Source organism: Enterococcus italicus (genome assembly GCF_023743875.1).
Classification (GTDB): Bacteria; Bacillota; Bacilli; order Lactobacillales; family Enterococcaceae; genus Enterococcus_G; species Enterococcus_G italicus.
The window spans coordinates 1339708-1360207 of record NZ_JAMRVB010000001.1; the positions used below are offsets into that span (position 1 = coordinate 1339708).

The following is a 20500-nucleotide window of genomic DNA, read 5'->3' on the forward strand; positions in this document are numbered from 1 at the left end:
CTACCCTTGTCTCCAATACGTTGCACCATCTTTGGTTCGTCTGAAAAAGTCATACTCGATTAAGTATCTGCGGACAGTTACATAGTCGTCGACTTTCATTTTCAACAGATCATTTACGGCACGTTCTGAATAATTTTTTTGAAAATCAAACAGCTGACTGAGTTGTTGGAGTACAATTATTTTCCGTTTTTCTTTGCTGGGAAGTTGTTTTAGCCGTCCTTGCTCGTCAAAATACGTATCACAGACATGTTGTCTTTCTTCTTCATGAATCTGATAACGTTCATCAATCATCGTTGCACCGCGATGTACTTGCCAATCGTGGCCATTGTTTAAGAGACTCATCACACTTAAAAACTGCGTGGCTTGTCGTTCTTTTTCTTTTAATTTAAATCGTTGATTGCGGACAGCTGATGTCGAAATTTCCAAGCGTTGAGCAATGATCGTGTCACTTAATTGTTAGGCAAAGAGCACGAGAATATCTTTTTGCGTTTGTGTCACACCTAATTGTTCCTTAGTCTGGCTTAAAAGACCTAAAAGTGGCCCTCCGTGTTGGTCAATTAAATGTTTTTTGATGGCATGTCTGGCCGTGACTAGCTTTTCATCAAGCGCAACAATTTCATCAACCATATATTGCTGCTCACAATACAGACATTGAAATGTCTCATCGCTCGCACTATAACCATTTTTATACTCAATCAGATTAAATGCATTTTCCATAATAAACCAACCTTCTTTCGATTTGTTTTTTCATATTCTGACAAAACGAAAAATCGTTTGCAAATTATTTTGGGAGACGTATTTTTTGTTTCACATGAAACAACGCCTAGCAACACTCTTACAAGAGTAGTACTAGGCGTTGTTTTATTCTGTCACTTTTGCTATTTTTCCTTGTTCGATGTAGACTCAAATCACTATATCACTAGATATCAAACGGCTTCATACGGAGTCAAAAACATCAAACGTGACCTGTTAAATGGTCATTTAATAACATTTAAAATCAATAAAACGGAGTCAGACACGGAGTCAAAAACGCTGAGAGTAAAAAAATATATACAGCCCTGTGGCCCTTTACCTATGGGGCTGTATATTTTTTTATTTCAGATTACCTGAAACGATTCCATTTACTTTTTATCTCATTTTTTCCTACTAGTTAGTATCAAATACTCTCCTATTTTCTCAATAAACTATTTTCGGCTACATGGTATCTGAAACAACTAAAGCCTTGCCACTATAGTAAAAAATGTCTCTATCCCCATTTCATTTCAGATGCATTTCACTTAAGCGGATTCCAAAAAAACTAAAGAAAAAGGAACCCCAAGTTAGCCTATACTTTCTATTGGTTCCTCTTGAGACACGGTCATATAACAACGGGGTGGGGTAAATAAATGAAAAAGATGGAGGAATCATTATTTAATAGCTTTCTTAAATAATTCGTTATAATCAATTACCTGCGCATTATTAAGTATCACATAATAATTTTTTTCATTTTCAAGTAACCTAAGCGGGTTGTCTTTACTAACTTACTCTGATACCGCATTACTAACTTTCGTTAAATTAGATAGCAGGTCTGATAAAGACTAATTTCTTATAAAAATTTTTATATCAGTATTTATAATAATTCCTTTAACTTCATTTACATGATTACCGTTTCTTACTGGCATAATCATACTCGGGACGTCTAATTTGTTTTGAATAATTTAAAAAATGAAGATTACTTGTATGCCAACCAACCTTAAACTAATAAGGTTAAACTAATTTTAATTTTGTGTAGTGCTTACTATCTATATACATTATTTGATGGCTAAATTCATAAGAGAGCGTCAATATTTTTGTGTAAATAAATCGTCCTTCTGCAAAATAATCTGTCACTTATTAAACATTGAAGCTAATGTATCGGTTACTTGCTGGAAACCTTTATGGCTTCTGTTTAGAAATTTTTGATTGTATGTATCAAAGATGGATACTAGGAAACGTTCTAATGATTCTTCATTTTGAAACTGCTCTTTTCTGCGGCTGTATTTCTTGATTTGCTTATTGAATGACTCGAACAGATTGGTTGAGTAAATGGTTCTGCGAATACTAGGCGGAAACTCATAGAAAGTCAATAAATCTTGGTTTTCTATGAGCGACTGCGTCACTTTAGGATAAGTTTTCTGCCACTTCTCAACCATACAGGACAAGAAGGTACTCGCTTCTTCCTTTGAATTGGCTTGATAAACAGTCTTAAAGTCATCACAGATTTCTTTTCGGTCTTTGACACGTACTTTATGAGCAATATTACGAGATACCTGGATACAACAGTGTTGGTATTTTGCTTTCGGATAAATTTTATGAATGGTATCTTTCATAGCTTTTAAGCCATCCGTAATAAAGAGCAAGACATCTTGAACGCCTCTGGAGCTAATATTTTGTAGTAGCTCATTCCAAACGTGTGTTGACTCAGTCGGGGCAATCACATAACCTAGTACTTCTTTAGTACCATCTTCTCGTATTCCAATGGCAATGTAAATGGCTTCTTTTGACACGGTTTGACGTTTTAGTGGAATATAAGTAGCGTCCATAAAAATAGAGACATGCTTATCATTTAAGGCTCTGGCTTTAAATGCGTTTACTTCTTCAGTCAACACTTTAGTCATGTTTGACATGGTTTGTGGAGTATAATGATGTCCATACATTTTTTCGATTAAATCAGCGATTTCAGACATCGTAACGCCTTTTTTGAACAAATGGATAATGGTTGTTTCCAATGTGTCGTTTGTTCTTTTGTAGGCTGGTAAAGTTTGTTGTTTAAACTCACCATTTCGATCTCTAGGTATCTCCAATGTTAGTTCACCATATTCGGTTTTGATTGATCGAAAATAAGAACCGTTCCTCGAATTACCGGAATTAAAACCAGTGCGGTCATATTTTTCATAATCCAAGAAAGCCGTTAATTCTGTCCGTAGGAGAGTGTTTGTCGCTCTTTCTAAGTGTGACCGGAATAATTCATTTAAATCGCCTTTAGTGACTAGAGTTTGTACAATTTCTGTAGTAAAATCATTCATAGGGAAGTCCTCTTTTCTGTGAATTGGTTGTCGTTAACTTTATTCTACAGAAGGGACTTCCTTTTTTGTATGATTTTATTCATTTACACAAAATATTTTACACTCTCAATTATTTTTAGCAAAAATATAAAAAAAATTAAATCAATAAGATAAATAACGGATTCAATCTAATTTATGTTATCATAATCATGATTAGATTAATTATTGAGGTGATTCATTATGCTAAAGAAGTACAAATTTCCCTTATTGCTACTTATTCTGGGATTAATTGTTACCCCTTTAATCGCATTACAAATGATTTATGTAGATTCCAATGGAATCGTTCATGAGCCCGGACTCAAGCTAATGCCAGTCATTCTACTTTCTTTAATATCTTCCTTAATTTGGATAGGAAAAATTAAACTAACGTCCCCTCGTAGTAAGTAGTAAAATATTCCAATAACTTATCCACCCGTGAAAACGGGTGGATTTTTTATCGTCATTTTACATGAAAACGCTCCTTTCGGTATGATGAGCAGCTAGTAGTTATTCATTAATATGTCAAAGGAAGTCCTTATCACTAAAGCTATTTCGTCTATGCGTAGAAACGTGTGATTTTCTTACTTCGTATGCTCTGCTGAAAAACTAACTAAAGTCTTTAAATTAAAAAGAAAGAACATAACGCTAGTTTTATATGACTATCGTTTTCTTTATATTCAAATGAGTTTGTTTTTAAATGATGATGTCTGTTGACATCCGAAACGTTTTGGATTATACTTCACCTTGAAGCAAGCGCTTTCAATAAAATGAAATTTGGAGGGGAAGTACAATGAAAAGCAGCCTTAAGAAACTTGGAGTTGTCGCATTATCTTTAGGAACACTTATTAGTTTAGCCGCCTGTGGTTCAAATGATAATTCAAGTAGTGGTGATAAAAAAGATGTGACATTGACGGTTGGTTTTTGGAAGGGCGATTCAACATCTGAAGATTCTGCACGTAAAAAAGCTTTTGCTAATTTTACGAAGGAAACCGGTATCAAGGTAAAAGAAAAAGTTTACAATGACTATGAAACACAATTAATGACCGATCTTGTTGGTGGAACCGCACCTGATGTATTTTATGTGGACGTATCTAATATTCCTAGCTTGAATGAGCAAAAAGTATTAGCACCTCTAGATGATTATATTGCAAAAGAAAAAGATTTTAATAAAGATGATTTTTATGAACCTATCTATAAAGCTTTTACTGGTGAAGACGGTAAACAATATGGTGTGCCAAAAGATTACTCTACTTTAGGATTTTACTATAATGAAGTTCTTTTAAAGAAAGCTGGCATGTCGGTGAATGATTTACCTAAAAAATATGAAGACATGGAGGCATTTTTAGCAACACTGAAAGAAAAATTACCTGATGTGCAACCAATGGTGTTCTCACCATTACTAGCACGTCAAATGTATATCATGCAATCAACTGGTGGTAAAATCGTGAAAGATGGTAAGGCTAACTTAGATGATCCAAAAGTTGTGGAAGCATTGGAGCCATTAGTTGATCTTTACAAAAAGGGGCTAATTAAAACGCCTGCTGACTTAGGCGATGGTTGGGCTGGTGATACTTTTGGCCGTGGTGGAGCTGTAATTAGCGACGAGGGAGCTTGGATGGTTTCTCACTTGAAAACTAATTTTCCTGATCTTAAATGGGGTGTAAAAGAGATTCCTGAAATTCATGATGAGAAACGCAACATGGTATTTACAGTAAGTTATTCAATGAATGCAGCAACAAAACATAAAGATGAATCTTGGAAATTAATCAATTATATGACACATAATGCAATGAAGGACTATGCTGAAGAGGCCTCAGTGTTACCTTCGCGTCAATCTGTCGCGGATGAGTTAAAGATTCACGAAGATGCAATCATGAAACCATTTGCTGAAGCAGCAAATTATGCGACTCCTTGGCAAGATGGACCTAACTTGACTTTAATTATGCAACGTTATGAAAATATGTTCCCATCTGCGCTTAAAGGGGATATGACATTGGAACAAGCTATGAAAGAAGCAACGGAATCAGCAAATAAGGATATCGATAATCAATGATTAACAATTAACTTTTTGAGGGGATGTGATTGTAGCCTCTGGTAGATACTGGTTACCAGAAATGGTTACATGCACTTCCCCCTTATCATTCAAAAGGAGGTACTTATAATGAAGCGTCATAGTGAGAAAATCCAAGGCTGGATATTTTCGATGCCGGCGGTAATCATTTTGCTGATTTTTACTTTATTACCAATCTTATACTCGTTTTATTTATCTTTTAATAAAGTTAATTTAGTGGGGGAAGTTTCCTATAATTTTACGGGTTTGAAAAACTATATTGATGCTATCAATGACCCACGGGTCATTATCGCTTTGAAAAATACGTTAAAATATGTAGTAATAGTGGTTCCTATTCAAACCTTATTAGCACTTTTATTAGCGTATATTTTAAATTCAGGAATTAAATTTCAAACAGGCTTTAGAACTCTATTATTTTTGCCAACGTTAACATCAAGTTCTGCTTTAACGATGATTTTTATGTTCTTATTTAGTGTAAATGGTCCAGTGAACAAGTTGTTGGTTGGTACAGGAATCTTGGATGCGCCGATTGGTTTTTTGAATGATGGATCCACGGTACTATACGCCATTATCATTATGAATGTTTGGTCAACCGTGCCAATGTTTATGACAATTTATTTGGCTGGACTGCAAGATATTCCGCGAGCTATGTATGAAGCTGCTGAAATTGATGGTGCAAATGCAATCCAACGATTAACTCGAATCACTGTGCCACAATTAGTACCAGTGACGAATTATATTTTAATGGTTGGATTAGCCTCTACTTTCCAATTATTTGACCAAACATATATTGTTTCTGGAGGGTCAGGAGGCCCTAATAATGCCACGTTGACATTGTCATTGATTATTTATCAATACGCGTTCAAGACATTCGGCACCATGGGTTACGCTTCTGCGATTGCCGTAGTACTAACAATCTTTATCTTTGTGATTACAATGATTTTGAGAAAATTCAGCAATGAAGATATTACTGGCGAAGGAGGCTTATAAGATGAAAAAAATCAAACCTTCAAGAGTGATATTGTATGCAATTTTGATCGTTTATGCAGTGATTACAGTTTATCCATTTTTATGGGCTTTGTTTGCATCAATTAAACCCTACAGTGAGATTGTTGGTAGTGGGTTAAGTCTCTTACCATCGAAACCGACCTTAGATAATTTCAATTATATTTTTACACAAGATCCGCTATTTCCAAAATGGGTGGTAAACTCGATTACGATTGCAACTTTAGGCACGTTTTTGAATGTAATTTTCAATAGTATGTGCGGTTATGCATTGGCTCGGCTGCATTTTCCAGGACGAAAAACACTATTTTTGATTGTCTTGGTGTGTATTATGGTGCCTGCTCAAATCCTTTTGATTCCGAACTATTTGATTATGAAGCAATTGGGGCTATTAGATTCATATTCAGCATTGATTATTCCTTCAGCAATCAATTTTTCTTATATCTTTATGATGCGCCAGTTTTTTATTTCTTTTCCAAAAGAAATTGAAGAAGCTGCTGAGCTCGACGGTTTAAATCGTTTAGGTATTTTCTTTAGAATTGTTATGCCTATGGCGCGTGCTTCAATTGGTACACAGGCTATCTTTGTATTCTTGGCATTTTGGAATGATTTTATGAAGCCATTGCTTTACATTACTTCACAAGAGAAGTATACCCTAACTCTAGGATTACAATCTTTCCAATCACAGCACGCCACGCAATGGAATTATATTATGGCGGCGGCTGTAGTTACAATCTTACCAATCGTAGTTATGTATATCTTACTTAATAAATACTTTATGAAAGGTATGAAAATCGGGGGAGACAAATAATGAGTATACTAGCCGATTTAAGGATTTTAACACCTGAAAATTTTGAGTTGCCACAGGCAATAGATGATGTAATTCACAGTGAAGTACCTTTTCCTAAAAACAGTGATTCAATGGAATTTTCACTGGTTTTTCCTTTGAAAGAAATTTCAAGGTATTGGTATCCGGCAAATAATGGTATAGATAGTTTGCCAAATTTATGGACTGGACCAATGGTGGTTTCTACGAATTATTCTATGCCAATTTTTGTGTTTTTTAATGAACTGGGAGAGAATCGGTTAACGATTTCCTTGAATGAAACATTACGAAAAGTTGAAGTTTCTATTGGCGTTCATGAGGAATCTGCTTCAATGATTGCTAGCTTTTCTTTTCCTGAAGGATTAAGTTCTGAGAAGTTGATGGTTCAACTCGATGGCAGGAAACAACCTTTTTATCAAAGTGTGGTGAAAAATAGAACTTGGATTTATGACCAAAAAGAGTATCAGCTCTTACCATATAACGAAGCCGCATATAAACCAGTTTATTCTACCTGGTATAGTTATCATCAAGCTCTCACGCAGGCAAATATTGAGGAGCAAGCTCAGGATTTTAAAAAGTATCACTTAGAAACCTTGATTTTGGATGATGGGTGGCAGACAGAAGATAGTAGTCGTCGTTATGCCTTTGCCGGAGATTGGGAGATTGCCCAAAACAAGTTTCCAACTATGATTGATCATGTGGGTAAAATTAAATCTCAAGGAATTAAATATATGGTATGGGTGACGTTGCCTTACATTGGGGAGAAGACACAAGCCTTTTCACGTTTTAAAGATAAGTTTTTGTATTTTGATACGTATCAAAAAGCAGGTGTACTCGATCCTCGTTATCCTGATGTACGAGCGTATTTAGTTAACAAAATAGTAACGCTTGTAAAAGAACTGGATCTTGATGGGTTAAAAATAGACTTTGTGGACTCTTTTAAAGAAATAGATACAAAAAAAACTGTAGATATGGATATTACTAATCTTGAGGAAAGTATTAATACCTTATTAGCTGAAATCATGACAATATGTTTGTCTGATAATCCAGAGTTTTTAGTCGAGTTTAGAGAGGATTATTATGGTCCCAATATGGTTCAATATTGCAATATTATGAGGGTGAAAGACTGCCCTAATGATTTCAACAAAAATCGAGTGGGTCTGACAAATATTCGATTATTGGCACCAAGTGTGGCACCCCACGGAGATATGCTCCTCTTTCATTTAGAAGACAATTTAACATCAGTCACCTTACAATTTCTGAATTGTTTGTATGGTGTTGTGCAATTATCTGTGGACTTGGTGAAACTGAATTCTGAACAAGCAGAGATAATTACATTTTGGCTAGATTATCAGATGAGAAATCAGAAGGTATTACTACATCAAGATTTTGTGGCATTGAATCCACACTTGGGTTATAACTTCCTTGGTGCCGGTTCCAATGATAAATGGATTCTGACAAGTTATCAAACGGATCAAGTGATTCATCTCGATAAATCATTCATGGCAAAACAAGTGGATATTATAAATGCCTCCTTAAGTAATTACCTGATTATTGCAACAGATGATTTTTTGGAAGAGGTTGCTTTTGAGATTTTTAACTTAAAAGGGCAAAAAGTGGATCAGGGCCAATTAAAATTAACAGCAATTCAAAAAATTGCGGTGCCAGCATGTGGCTTGCTTGTTCTGACTGAGATTTAATGGAGGCAATCAAATGAAATCGATAGAATATATAGATGAATGGAAAATTTCGGAACGTTATTTCGATTCCAATCATTTAGGTAAATATGAGGCTATCATGGCGCAGGGAAATGGATATTTGGGTTTAAGAAATGTTCACGAAGAAGAGTATCCTGGTGAAACGAGGGATATGTTTGTTGCGGGAGTCTTTAATAAATTTTCCAAAGAAGAAGTTACAGAATTGGCGAATTTTCCGGACGTCACGAACTTTGAAATATTTTTAGATGGTGAACGTTTTTCTCTAGTAAAAGGATATCACGAAAATTATCAAAGAGTTTTCAATTATCAGAATGGTGAATCTATTCGTTCCTTTACATGGGGAGATGAGTCGGGAAAAAAATTGGCATTTACTTTCCGTAAATTTATCTCTATGCATAATAAGCATTTACTCTTGATTGATTTAGAAATCAAGAACCTTGGAAAAGCTGTGAAGATTGATCTTAAAACGGGAATTGATGGAACAAAATCCAATTCTGGGAGTCAACATTTTGAAGAAGGTGATAAACGATTCTTTGAAAATAAGTATCTGTATTTGCACACAAATACAACAGAAACCAAGGTAGAAGTAGGGTTGGCCAGTTATTTAAAAATGTCTCGCGTGGAGAGTAGTCGGCCAGTGATGGGGCGACGAAAACTACACGAGGTAAAATCAATAATTTTATCCGACGAAGAAAGCTTATCGGTTACTAAATATGTATTGGTTTGCACCCAACGAGATCTGGAAGCGGACAGTAGTGAGTACCTGAAGGCTGAATTGATTGAGAAACTCAAAGTTGAAATCGAACGTAGTTATGAAGACCAATTAACAGCATCGGCCAAGGCTTGGGAAGACGTCTGGCGAATTGCTGAAGTAAAAATAAAAGCGCAAGATTTCCATGACCAGTTACTTTTAAATTTTGCTCGGTACCATATGCATGTGATGTCGCCAACTCATGATAACCGTTTGAATATCGGTGCAAAAGGAATGAGTGGAGAAGGATATAAAGGACATACGTTTTGGGATACGGAAATTTTCATATTGCCTTACTTTACCTATACTTTTCCAGATCAGGCTAAAAATTTAGTGAATTATCGGATCAAAGGGTTAGCTGCTGCTAAGAAAAATGCACAATTGAATGGTTATGAAGGCGCGCAATATCCTTGGGAATCCGCTTGGTTAACGGATGGTGAAGTGACACCAAAACTTGGCGATATTGATATCATCACAGGTAAACCTACGCCAATTTTGACAGGTGAGATTGAACATCATGTAACTGGTGATGTAGTTTATGGCATGAGTGATTTTCTAAGTGCCACACAAGATCAATCGGTAACAGTAGACTATTTTGAAGTGGTCATGGAAGCGGCGAAGTTCTGGTGTTCACGAGTGATTTTTAGTGAAGAAAACAATCGTTATGAGATCCATGATGTCATTGGTCCTGATGAGTATAAGGAACATGTGAACAATAATGCCTATACAAATTATTTAGCAAAATTTACCTTGGAACGAGCCTTGTCTGAATACGCGAAGCAAAATGATAATCAAAAAAAGACATTTTACAAAAAAGATATTCAGACCATTCAAACAGTTTCTGATAAAATATACTTACCACAACTAAATGAAAATAATGTTCTTCCACAAGATGATACCTATATGCAAAAGACAATCGTTGATTTATCTAAGTATTTGAATGATGCTGAGGTCAATACAATATTTCTTGACTATAATTTGGAACAGGTCAATGAATTGCAGGTTTCCAAGCAGGCGGATGTACTCTTACTGTTGTTACTTTTTTCAGAGAATTATACGAAAGCTGCACTTCGTGCCAATTGGGATTACTATTATCCTAAGACTTTACATGATTCTTCCCTTTCACTTTGCATGCACTGTAATTACGCGTTGATGATTGGTGAAGAGACATTGGCTTATGAGCTGTTTGAAAAATCTTTTGAGATTGATCTTGGTAGTTATAACATGAAATCCTCTGACATGGGTATTCATTCGGCTTCCATGGGTGGGATTTGGCAAAATGTAGTCAAAGGTTTTGGCGGATTTACTAATGAAAAGGGAGAATTACATCTAACTCCTAGGTTGCCAAAAGCATGGGACGGATTATCCTACAATATCATCTTTCTGAGGAGAAAGGTGACCGTAGATATTTCCCATGAACGTTTTCGAGTTGATCTACATGGCGGTGCGCCACTAGATATTTATATATTTGGTGAAAAATATCATTTGGAAAACACAATATTAGTTGAATACAAGTAAAGAATGAGGTGAAGCCAATGGTTACGATTCGAGATATTGCTAAATTATCAGGTTATTCAGTAACCACTGTTTCAAGAGCATTAAATAATCATGATGACGTTAATCAAGAAACAAAAGCAGCTATTCGAACGATTGCAGATCGAGAGGGATATGCCCCTAACATCTTAGCTCAAGGTTTGGTTAGTCGTGATTCGAAAACCTTTGGTTTCATTAGCTCAAATGCTGTTGGCAGTTCACCAATAGATAATTTTACTTTCTTACTCTTTATGAAATCTCTGGAGCAAGCCAATGTACTTGGCTATGATATTGTAATGATTTACTACAATGAAGAAATTCATAAAAACAAATCATTTAAACAGTTTATTGCAGAGCGGAATTTGACAGGAGCTATTTTACAAGGTTTCGATGCAGATGATCCACTTTGTAAGCAAGCACTTGAATCAAGCATACCTACTGTTTTTATTGATATTGGGCTTTCAAACCAAACCTCAGGTTATGTGGTTTCAGATATTGAAAAAGCAGCGGATATTGGTTTCAAGTATCTTTTAGAGAATTGTGGCTATCGCAACTTGCTTTTTGTACATGGTTCCTTAGAATCTTGGGTTACTTCACAATGGTTAGCGGCTGTGGAGAAGGCTGAAAATAAGTATCACTCATATTTGGATTCGTTCAATATGCTTAACGGGCATTATTTACTTTCAGGTGCGCAAGAAGTCTTGAAAGTAAACTCAGAGTTACTGAAACCGAAAGAAATGGCGATTTTTTGTGCAAGTGACTTGATGGGAATAGGTGTGCTACAAACATTAATGAACTTGGGCTATAAAGTGCCTGAAGATTTCAGTGTGCTCGGCTATGATGGGATGGATATTTCCCAGTATGTAACGCCTTCTTTATCTACTGTTACACAGCATCCAGGTGAATTGGGTGCGCAAGCAATCAACTTGTTGATCGAGTTAAAAAATGGTAACAAGGATGTAGATAGTCAAAGTTATCGGGATATCGATGTAGATTTAATCATTCGTGATTCAACAAGGGAGTTGCAAAAATGTTAGAGCTTTTTACAAATGGCTTACAGTTTAAGTTTAACGAGATTTCCCGTTATCAGGGAAAAAACCAGAGTAAGCCACTTTCCTATTTACTTATTTTAGTGCTAGGCTTAAGTTTAATTTTGATTGGTTTTCAAGCCAGTCAAGTCAACTTAGGTGCGTTCGGTCGAGAAATAATGAGTGCAAAAATCAAAATATCTGATAACCAAGTGCTTACACCTTTATCAGATAAGAATAGTCTGGATAATTTGTCACAAGAGACAGGCATTACAATTGAAAAGACGGGTTTAAACATAAAAAATGTTGGTTCTATTAATTATGAGTTATTACGAAATCTTTCAGATAATACTGAGCCGGCAGCTGACTTAGGTCAATTAGTGAAGGCCGGTCACAATGATTTAATGAATATTACTTTTTTGACCCTATATTTAAAGACCTTACCTTTTATTATTGTGTCATTATTGACAGAAGTGATACTTAGTCAACTATTGAAAAAGAGTGTAACTCAAAGACAACTAACCAACGGTCAGGCGTTAACCATGACTGTATCCTTACTGACCTTACCAGCTCTTGTTTATCTTTGTTTAAGAGTAGCTGGGATAAAGGATGCGATGGCGTTATTTATTTTTGTCGCAGTATCTGTGATGATTAGTTTTCTCTATAGTCGTCAATTGAACGTAGGAGAACAGGAGAGTTTATCTAATGAAAAATGAAGTTTGGTGGAAAGATGGAGTCATTTATCAAATTTATCCCCGTAGTTTTAAAGATACCACTGGTAATGGGATGGGGGATATTCCCGGGATTATTGAAAAATTAGATTATTTAACCTATTTAGGAATTAAAGCAATTTGGCTATGTCCTGTTTATCAATCTCCCAATAAAGACAATGGCTATGATATTAGTGATTATAAAAAAATCTTAGTAGATTTTGGCTCGATGGCTGATATGGAGAAGTTGATTGCAGAAGTCAGCAAGAGAGAGATTCGTTTAATTATGGATTTAGTTGTAAATCATACCTCGGATCAACATCCGTGGTTTATTGAAGCCAGGAAGAGTAAAGAAAATCCTTACCGAGACTATTATATATGGCGAGATGGATACAAGGGTCAAGTCCCAAATGATTTGACCTCGGTATTTAGTGGGTCTGCCTGGAAGTTTGATGAAGAAAGCGAACAGTATTTTCTTCACTTATTTACGGAAGAACAACCAGATCTCAACTGGAAATCAACCCAGATGCGCCATGAAATATATGATATGATGAATTTTTGGCTAGATAAGGGAATTGGTGGTTTTCGCTTGGATGTGATTGATTTAGTAGGTAAAGATCCAGACAAGAAAATTACAGCGAATGGACCACATTTACATGAATACTTACAAGAAATGAATCAAGCAACCTTTGGTAAGAATTCAAATATTTTAACTGTAGGGGAAACTTGGGGCGCGACACCAGAAATTGGGAAATTATTTTCTGATCCACAACGACACGAACTATCGATGATTTTTCAATTTGAACATATGATGCTAGACCAAAAGAATAAAAAAGACAGTTCAGAGAAATGGGATCTAGCACCTTTAAAAATCGCAGACTTGAAAGAGGTTATTTCTAAATGGCAGATAGCCCTCGGTAATCAAGGATGGAATAGTCTTTTTTGGAATAATCATGATTTACCTCGGATTGTTTCTAGATGGGGAAATGATAATAAATATTGGCTAGAAAGTGCTAAACTTTTTGCAATTCTTTTGCATTTTCTAAAAGGAACACCTTACGTCTATCAAGGTGAGGAAATAGGAATGACTAATATCACTGTAGATAGTATCGATCAAGTCGATGATATTGAGGCACGTAATATGTATTTTGATCGATTAAAAAAGGGCTACGATGAGCAGACTCTATTACATGCGATTAATATTAAAGGGCGAGATAACGCCCGTACGCCAATGCAGTGGGATGATAGTGAAAATGCTGGATTCACCACGGGTAAGCCGTGGTTACCAGTCAACCAAAATTACAAGAAAATTAATGTTCACGCACAACTAAATGATCCAAACTCTATCTTGAATGTGTATCGTTTTCTGATTAATTATCGAAAGAATAATCCGTTAGTTGTTTATGGTGATTATCAATTATTGGAAAGCCATAAAAACATCTTCGCTTATACACGAACGTATGAAGGGAAGACGTTGTTGGTAGTGGCAAATATTTCCAATAATATGGATCAATTCGATTTAAGTAAGTTTGACCTTGCAGACGAAGTGTTGATTGCGAACGCTCCTATTGATTTAAGTGAAGACTTAGTGAGTTTGCCGCCCTATGGTGCTTTTGCAATTCTTGCCAAATAAATAGTGTCTACTGGACAATTTAAAACTACAGGTACATTAATATTTCTGCCACAGATAATTACTAGCTAATGGATATCGCTAGTATCATGGTGAGAGTCTCAGTATCTACTTATAACAAAAACAAAAATATTTGTGTGCACACCGGGAACTATGCATGAGGAAATCCTGAAGTTTTTGAGGTAGGCCGTAGACTGTGAATTATTCCTGACAACGGCAATGTGGAAAATGCTGACTATGCGGTTGACACTTGTCCCAACGCTGTTTTAAAATGTGTAATGAAAAAGGTTGGCTAGTTGTTAATCCATAAATGAACAATTATTTCAGTTCTTCTGTTTTCACCAAAAGAGAATTAATAAAGTGGGGTTGGCGTATAGTACGTAAAAACTAGACTAACTTTTTCATATATCATTTTGTAAAAAAAGAATTTTAGGAAAATTAGAATATGCAGATGTTTTATTGTAATAAATAGTGTCTTCTCTAGTTAAACAAATTATAGTGAATGCTGGATACAAGATACCTAAGCTCGTTTAAATTTTGAAAGGAAATCAGGTAAAAAAGCAAAAAAATTCCTTCAAAACCGTGAAGTAGCCAGCCATTTAGGTAGCTACCTCATGGTTTTTCTTTCTAGTTGTAAGTAATTTTCTAGTATGATTGTCCATTGAGAGACTCCTTTGGTAGGGTATTGTTTTAGTCGACTAAATTTTACCAAATGTGAGTCTCTTTTTGATTTGGAATAAAAGAAAAAAGTGTTGGCAGAAAATCGGCTTCGATTTTCCACCAACACGAAATATTATAGAACCGTTAGTTTTATATTTTCCATTCGAAAGCTTTGTAGGCAAATTCCTCACTCCTTAAAAAAAGTAAGGCAGTATATTTCGCTAATTTTAGTATATGCAGCAAGAAGAAAATTTCAAATTGTTTTAAATGTATTCATGAAATCTGTGATATCTTCTATGTCAAAACGGACTACACCATCAATTTTTATTACTGGAAAATTGTATATACGAATCCATTTATCTAAAGTATTATTATCAACTCCTAGAAATTCACAGGTTTGTTTTTTATTCAAGTAGACTTTCGACTTTATAAAATCATCTCCTAAAATAATGATTTAAAATTTTTGAATTGCATTGGGTAAGCGCATAGGAATTTCACCTCCCGCCAGTTTATGGCGAGCCTTACGGAGGTATCATTATATACTGCTATCGTCATGGCGTTTTGTTGTCCCAAAACAAAAAGAATCACTAAGTATTTATCGCTAATTAGGTCATGGCGTACTTGAGTTTCTAGCTCGAATAGCAGGGAACGTTGTTCAAAAATTGTATTTAGTTATCAATGATCAAACTAGGATTTTTATCCCAGTCGTTATTAACAACGTTTAACTGTATAAAAAGGAAACATTTAAACAGAAAAAAAAATGAAGAATTATTTTTAATGTTCAATTTAACAAAAAAATATTCCGTGCTCGAGAAATAAATTTAAGAAAATTAGAAGATAAAAAAGGGGCGAAATAATCTAGAGCATTGTGCCCTGTTTTGAAAAATTGGTAAACTTTATGAATCGTTTGTCTAAATATATTCAATAGTACTGCGGTTTTGGCTACAGATTGATGATTATTATAATACGCCTCTATCATTGCAAGTTCATTTGATGTAAGATGGGTATAGGCCATTTTTCTTCACTCCTTATAATTCTTTTGCGGGAACTATCTTGAGTGTAGCACAAATGACTTTTTTATTTGTCTAGCTTAATTTTACAATCGGCGAAATAATTAATTTTATTTAAGTTAAGTGAATCAATACTTATGCTCATCTAAGAACTCAACAATGTCTGCTTTCTTGTATAGACACAGACCATCAATAGTAACTCGTTTTAATCCTTGTTTACGTAATTTAGCCAACGTGTTTGTGGAAATATCTTCTAAATATTCTTTTGTCTGCGATGTAGTGAGATAATCTCCAAACCTATTTATTTCAGTTATCAACTTTATTTCACTTCTCAACTCTGACTTGAATTCCTCAAATACCCTTTCAGTGTTTACCTCTATTTTCAATTTTAAAGCCTCCTAAAAAACAAAATTTATACACCGAATCATATATGTAAATGAATAGAATATCAACATAAAAAAGGTTGAATAACACTAATAAAAAGCCTTTAAAAAGGGTTATTGACAAAAGTCAATAACCCTAAAAAAAAATTCCCTAACCCGTGAAAACTCTTTTTTACAACACTATTAAAAAACATTTACAAGAATAAGTCAATAAAAAGTGTTTACTAAGTAAACACAAAATAGTATTATTAAAACAGGTGATAATAATGAATTATAAAAAATACAATTTTTATGATCCTACAGTAGTTGGGAAAAGAATTAAAACTATTCGTGAAAGTTTTAACTGTACAATGGAACAATTCGGACAGCTAATTAATGGCACAACAAAAGCCGCCGTTTTTAATTGGGAAAAAGGAAAAAGGCTACCTAATAAAGGTAGTCTTGAGCTGATTGCTATACTAGGTAAAACAACAGTTGAAGATATTGTCTACGGAAATTTTGAGAAATACCTCGTTTCATTGTTTACAACCGAGTCCTTTCTGTATTCCAAGGTGAAAAATAAATTGAAACATTCTCAACAATATGAGCTATTCAGTTTCTATGAATCTGTGTCCGAGGACAAAAAGAGTTTAATTATAAAAAACGTAATCGAGGATACCAAACGTTTACATTTTGATTATTTTGATATAGCTAATATTATAGATTTATTTTTGATGCATACGGAGAACAGCTTAAAAATAAATCTATTTGTCAAAACTCTTCCGCCGAAAGTAGAGAATTTATTAATTGATATTGAAAAAAACGAACTAACGATTGATGAATTGAAATTGTTAATAAAATATCTAAGTAATAAAATACAAAAATGAGTACATCTGGTAATTTGTTTAAAAGAAGGGGGGAATGCGATGGAAATTAGCCTATGAGCTCTCAGCGGGCTTGTACGGCTTCTGTAAGGAGGTTTTATCAATGGCAATACTGAAACAATATAAGAAAAGTGATGGTACAACAGCGTGGTTCTACAAGCTTTACATGGGCAAAGATCCCATAACTGGAAAAGAAAGACGGACAACACGTAGAGGTTTTAAAACAAAAAAGGAAGCTTGCTTAGATTTAGCTAGATTACAATTAGAAATCGAATCCAAAGGAGTAAATAATAACTCCGTGCGGACATACAGCGAACTATATAATCTGTGGATGAGTCAGCATACCCTTAACATCCGAAATACGACTGAGCAACGGGTAAGAAATTACTTTACTAACCAAATACTCCCTTCATTTGGAAAAATGAAACTGGACTCTATCACTCCTTCTATATGTCAAAAAATACTAACAGATTGGGCTACAAAATATCAATCTTTTCAAAAAATTAGAAGTTACGCATCACAAATTTTCAACTATGACGTACTTTTGGGTGTTATTGATAACAATCCCATGGAGAGGACAATTACACCTAAATCAATTAGTAATTCTACTGAAATCAAAGAGGAAGTCTATTCAAAAGAGGAGCTACATCTGTTTTTTGAATGTTTGCATAAGTTAAAAGATGAACGTGCTTCAGTATTCTTTAGAATAGCTTCTTATACAGGGGCACGAAAAGGAGAAATACTCGGGCTGACATGGAGAGACATAGATTTCGATAATCAAACTATCCGTTTCAACAAAACGTTAGTAGAACTATCCGATGGCTCTCTATGTATTAATCCTACAAAAACAGTCAAATCAAAGAGAGTAATTTCAATTGATAACGGAACCTCACGTATTCTAAAAAAATGGAAACGTTCTGTAACAAAAAAGAACCTTTCTAGGGGGATTCGGATAGATAATATAGATGATATACCTGTAATCAGCACTATCAAAGGGAATAAAAAAAGGGACTTCCTTTACAAAGGCTACCCTAACCATGTCATGGATAAAGTAGCACGGAAGTTCCCGGATATGAAGATAATCAAAGTCCATGGCTTTAGAAAGACTCATGCTACCCTTCTCTTTGAAGCAGGTGCTCAAGTAAAAGATGTACAAGATAGGCTAGGACATTCTTCTTCTAAAACAACCATGGACATTTATATTAAAGTATCAAAAAATCGGCAAAATGAAACAGTCGAATTATTTGAGTCTTACATGAACGGATGATAAGCGAGGTCAAAAACGGGGTTAGAGGATATTATGAGGATACCTTTTTCCCCCTTAATCCTTTAATATCAATCCTTTAAGCTTCGACTTTTGCAATCTTCCCTTGTTCGATGTAGACCATTAGAATGCTCATGTCTGCTGGGTTTACACCGCTAATGCGGCTAGCTTGAGCCAATGTTTCTGGTTGGATTTTTTGCAATTTTTGTTTGGCTTCTGTTGCGAGACCATTGATTGCACTGTAATCAATTTTTTCTGGGATTCGTTTGGCTTCCATGCGTTTTAATTTTTCTACTTTTTCGAGTGCTTTATTAATATAGCCTTCGTATTTCAATTGAATTTCGACTTGTTCGATTTCTTTTTTCGTCAATGAAGGCGTATCTGGTAAAAATTGTACGATGTCTTGGTACATTAGTTCAGGACGTTTTAGTAAATCAGCAGCCAAAATGCCATCTTTTAATTCGGCTGATCCGCGTTGGCTTAGCATCGCTTGTACTTCTTGGGTAGGTTTCAACCGTTCGTTTCTTAGGCGTTTAAGTTCAGCTTCTACATGCTTTTTCTTGTCTAAGAAGGCTTGGTATTGCTCTTCTTTGACCAGTCCTATTTGATGACCCATCTCTGTTAAGCGCAAGTCTGCATTGTCATGACGCAACAACAACCGATATTCCGCACGTGAGGTCAATAAACGATACGGTTCATTTGTTCCCTTTGTTACTAAATCATCAATCATCACACCGATATACCCATCGCTGCGTTTGACAATCAATGGCTCTTTTCCTTGGACCTTCAAGCCAGCATTAATACCGGCAATAATTCCTTGTCCTGCTGCTTCTTCGTACCCACTTGTTCCATTCGTTTGGCCAGCAGTGAAGAGGTTAGCGATTGGCTTCGTTTCTAGCGTCGGGCGCAATTGGTGAGGGACAACAACGTCATACTCAATCGCATAGCCTGTACGCATCATTTCGACTTCTTCTAAGCCTGCGATCGAGCGAAGCATTGCCACTTGCACATCTTCTGGCAATGAAGTTGATAAGCCTTGAACGTACACTTCTTCCGTATGCAAGCCTTCTGGTTCTAAGAAAAGCTGATGGCGTGGCTTGTCTGAAAAGCGCACAATTTTGTCTTCAATCGATGGACAATATCTGGCTCCAACACCCTCCACAATCCCCGTAAACATGGGCGCACGGTGTAGATTCTTGTGGATAATTTCATGGGTTTTTTCATTCGTATACGTCAACCAACATGGTTCTTGTTCAAGCTTGTAAGCACTATCTGGGGTGCCAAAACTGAAATGATTGGGTTCATCGTCACCAGGCTGAATTTCAGTCACGCTATAATCAATCGTGCTGCCTTTTACGCGTGGTGGTGTCCCTGTTTTAAAGCGGGCAATTTCTAGCCCAAGTTCTTTCAAATGATCTGCCAAACCGATAGATGGTTGAGAATTATTGGGACCAGAAGAATATTTCAGCTCACCAATAATAATTTCCCCTCGTAGCGCTGTGCCTGCAGTAATGACGACGGCTTTGGCTGCATAGCGTGCACCGGTAGCGGTAATAACTCCTTTACAGACGTGATCTTCGACAATCAGGCGTTCAACTAGACCTTGACGTAAGGTCAAATTTGGTTCTTGTTCGATGGTATGCTTCATTTCAGCTGAATACGCATGCTTGTCTGCTTGTGCTCTTAATGCGCGTACTGCTGGGCCTTTCCCAGTATTAAGCATCCGCATTTGGATATAGGTCTTATCGATGTTGCGCCCCATTTCGCCACCGAGTGCATCAATTTCACGTACAACGACTCCTTTAGCCGGACCGCCGACAGATGGATTACACGGCATAAATCCGACCATGTCTAAATTGATTGTTAACAACAATGTTTTGTTTCCCATTCGACTAGCAGCAAGGGCAGCTTCTGAACCGGCATGGCCAGCGCCGACTACTATGACGTCAAATGATTCTCCTTGATATTCTTGCATCGCTTCGTTAC

At 35.7% G+C, this 20500-nt stretch carries 16 protein-coding genes and 1 pseudogene; 11 read left to right on the forward strand and 6 right to left on the reverse strand.

From position 1 onward, the window contains the following. From NE257_RS11670 to NE257_RS06555, 3 genes are all read right to left on the reverse strand, one after another. On the reverse strand, window positions 1–426 hold the full coding sequence (locus NE257_RS11670) for a DUF2087 domain-containing protein (protein ID WP_338127548.1): 426 nt from the start codon (window positions 424–426) through the stop codon (window positions 1–3). Window positions 427–456: 30 nt separating this feature from the next. Further along, window positions 457–717, reverse strand: coding sequence for a hypothetical protein (locus NE257_RS11675; protein ID WP_338127549.1), 261 nt, complete (start codon window positions 715–717; stop codon window positions 457–459). Between the two features lie 1148 nt (window positions 718–1865). Continuing rightward, window positions 1866–3044: an IS256 family transposase gene (locus NE257_RS06555; protein WP_251886046.1), complete on the reverse strand. Its 1179-nt coding sequence runs from the start codon at window positions 3042–3044 to the stop codon at window positions 1866–1868. Between the two features lie 219 nt (window positions 3045–3263). Here NE257_RS06555 and NE257_RS11755 point away from each other — a divergent pair, with 219 nt between their 5' ends. The 9 genes from NE257_RS11755 (at window position 3264) to NE257_RS06595 (ending at window position 14337) form a co-directional block, all read left to right on the forward strand. Further along, window positions 3264–3470 carry a DUF3955 domain-containing protein gene (locus NE257_RS11755; RefSeq protein WP_420871120.1) on the forward strand — a complete coding sequence of 69 codons (207 nt, stop codon included), beginning with the start codon at window positions 3264–3266 and terminating at the stop codon, window positions 3468–3470. A 382-nt stretch (window positions 3471–3852) separates the two neighbouring features. Next, window positions 3853–5115: an ABC transporter substrate-binding protein gene (locus tag NE257_RS06560; RefSeq protein WP_251886047.1), complete on the forward strand. Its 1263-nt coding sequence runs from the start codon at window positions 3853–3855 to the stop codon at window positions 5113–5115. Between the two features lie 108 nt (window positions 5116–5223). Further along, entirely contained in the window at window positions 5224–6123 is a 900-nt protein-coding gene (locus NE257_RS06565; protein ID WP_229084974.1) for a carbohydrate ABC transporter permease, read from the forward strand. A gap of 1 nt (window position 6124) precedes the next feature. Further along, window positions 6125–6949, forward strand: coding sequence for a carbohydrate ABC transporter permease (locus NE257_RS06570; protein ID WP_144316833.1), 825 nt, complete (start codon window positions 6125–6127; stop codon window positions 6947–6949). Then, window positions 6949–8664 carry a glycoside hydrolase family 36 protein gene (locus NE257_RS06575; RefSeq protein WP_251886048.1) on the forward strand — a complete coding sequence of 572 codons (1716 nt, stop codon included), beginning with the start codon at window positions 6949–6951 and terminating at the stop codon, window positions 8662–8664. Before NE257_RS06570 ends, NE257_RS06575 begins: the two co-directional genes overlap by 1 nt. 13 nt (window positions 8665–8677) lie before the next feature. Then, window positions 8678–10951 (forward strand): glycosyl hydrolase family 65 domain-containing protein, encoded by a 2274-nt coding sequence (locus NE257_RS06580; RefSeq protein WP_251886049.1) that lies wholly within the window; start codon window positions 8678–8680, stop codon window positions 10949–10951. Between the two features lie 17 nt (window positions 10952–10968). Then, window positions 10969–12003, forward strand: a complete 1035-nt coding sequence (locus NE257_RS06585; RefSeq protein WP_161999456.1) for a LacI family DNA-binding transcriptional regulator — start codon at window positions 10969–10971, stop codon at window positions 12001–12003. After that, window positions 11997–12710, forward strand: coding sequence for a hypothetical protein (locus NE257_RS06590; RefSeq protein WP_144316837.1), 714 nt, complete (start codon window positions 11997–11999; stop codon window positions 12708–12710). The genes NE257_RS06585 and NE257_RS06590 overlap by 7 nt, the downstream gene beginning before the upstream one ends. After that, entirely contained in the window at window positions 12700–14337 is a 1638-nt protein-coding gene (locus NE257_RS06595; protein ID WP_251886050.1) for a glycoside hydrolase family 13 protein, read from the forward strand. Before NE257_RS06590 ends, NE257_RS06595 begins: the two co-directional genes overlap by 11 nt. 1507 nt (window positions 14338–15844) lie before the next feature. On the opposite strand, the pseudogene NE257_RS06605 reads toward NE257_RS06595, so the two are convergent. Then, window positions 15845–16009 (reverse strand): annotated as a pseudogene (locus tag NE257_RS06605) (IS30 family transposase); the annotation flags it as partial. Between the two features lie 123 nt (window positions 16010–16132). Then, on the reverse strand, window positions 16133–16390 hold the full coding sequence (locus tag NE257_RS06610) for a DNA-binding protein (protein ID WP_251886052.1): 258 nt from the start codon (window positions 16388–16390) through the stop codon (window positions 16133–16135). A 263-nt stretch (window positions 16391–16653) separates the two neighbouring features. Here NE257_RS06610 and NE257_RS06615 point away from each other — a divergent pair, with 263 nt between their 5' ends. Together NE257_RS06615 and NE257_RS06620 are read left to right on the forward strand one after the other, a co-directional pair. Continuing rightward, window positions 16654–17253, forward strand: coding sequence for a helix-turn-helix domain-containing protein (locus tag NE257_RS06615; protein ID WP_251886053.1), 600 nt, complete (start codon window positions 16654–16656; stop codon window positions 17251–17253). 100 nt (window positions 17254–17353) lie between these two features. Then, window positions 17354–18517: a site-specific integrase gene (locus NE257_RS06620; RefSeq protein WP_251886054.1), complete on the forward strand. Its 1164-nt coding sequence runs from the start codon at window positions 17354–17356 to the stop codon at window positions 18515–18517. A gap of 76 nt (window positions 18518–18593) precedes the next feature. On the opposite strand, the gene mnmG is transcribed toward NE257_RS06620, so the two are convergent. Continuing rightward, window positions 18594–20489: a tRNA uridine-5-carboxymethylaminomethyl(34) synthesis enzyme MnmG gene (mnmG, locus tag NE257_RS06625; protein ID WP_251886055.1), complete on the reverse strand. Its 1896-nt coding sequence runs from the start codon at window positions 20487–20489 to the stop codon at window positions 18594–18596. Window positions 20490–20500: the final 11 nt, after the last annotated feature.

What these genes read in the sequence shown, in the direction of transcription:
- NE257_RS11675 (WP_338127549.1), bottom strand. Translation starts at nt 717, where the DNA reads ATGGAAAATGCATTTAATCTGATTGAGTATAAAAATGGTTATAGTGCG.
- NE257_RS06580 (WP_251886049.1), top strand. Translation starts at nt 8,678, where the DNA reads ATGAAATCGATAGAATATATAGATGAATGGAAAATTTCGGAACGTTAT.
- NE257_RS06560 (WP_251886047.1), top strand. Translation starts at nt 3,853, where the DNA reads ATGAAAAGCAGCCTTAAGAAACTTGGAGTTGTCGCATTATCTTTAGGA.
- NE257_RS06565 (WP_229084974.1), top strand. Translation starts at nt 5,224, where the DNA reads ATGAAGCGTCATAGTGAGAAAATCCAAGGCTGGATATTTTCGATGCCG.
- NE257_RS06590 (WP_144316837.1), top strand. Translation starts at nt 11,997, where the DNA reads ATGTTAGAGCTTTTTACAAATGGCTTACAGTTTAAGTTTAACGAGATT.
- NE257_RS06570 (WP_144316833.1), top strand. Translation starts at nt 6,125, where the DNA reads ATGAAAAAAATCAAACCTTCAAGAGTGATATTGTATGCAATTTTGATC.
- NE257_RS06585 (WP_161999456.1), top strand. Translation starts at nt 10,969, where the DNA reads ATGGTTACGATTCGAGATATTGCTAAATTATCAGGTTATTCAGTAACC.
- NE257_RS06615 (WP_251886053.1), top strand. Translation starts at nt 16,654, where the DNA reads ATGAATTATAAAAAATACAATTTTTATGATCCTACAGTAGTTGGGAAA.
- mnmG (WP_251886055.1), bottom strand. Translation starts at nt 20,489, where the DNA reads ATGCAAGAATATCAAGGAGAATCATTTGACGTCATAGTAGTCGGCGCT.
- NE257_RS06595 (WP_251886050.1), top strand. Translation starts at nt 12,700, where the DNA reads ATGAAAAATGAAGTTTGGTGGAAAGATGGAGTCATTTATCAAATTTAT.
- NE257_RS11755 (WP_420871120.1), top strand. Translation starts at nt 3,264, where the DNA reads ATGCTAAAGAAGTACAAATTTCCCTTATTGCTACTTATTCTGGGATTA.
- NE257_RS06575 (WP_251886048.1), top strand. Translation starts at nt 6,949, where the DNA reads ATGAGTATACTAGCCGATTTAAGGATTTTAACACCTGAAAATTTTGAG.
- NE257_RS06620 (WP_251886054.1), top strand. Translation starts at nt 17,354, where the DNA reads ATGGCAATACTGAAACAATATAAGAAAAGTGATGGTACAACAGCGTGG.
- NE257_RS06555 (WP_251886046.1), bottom strand. Translation starts at nt 3,044, where the DNA reads ATGAATGATTTTACTACAGAAATTGTACAAACTCTAGTCACTAAAGGC.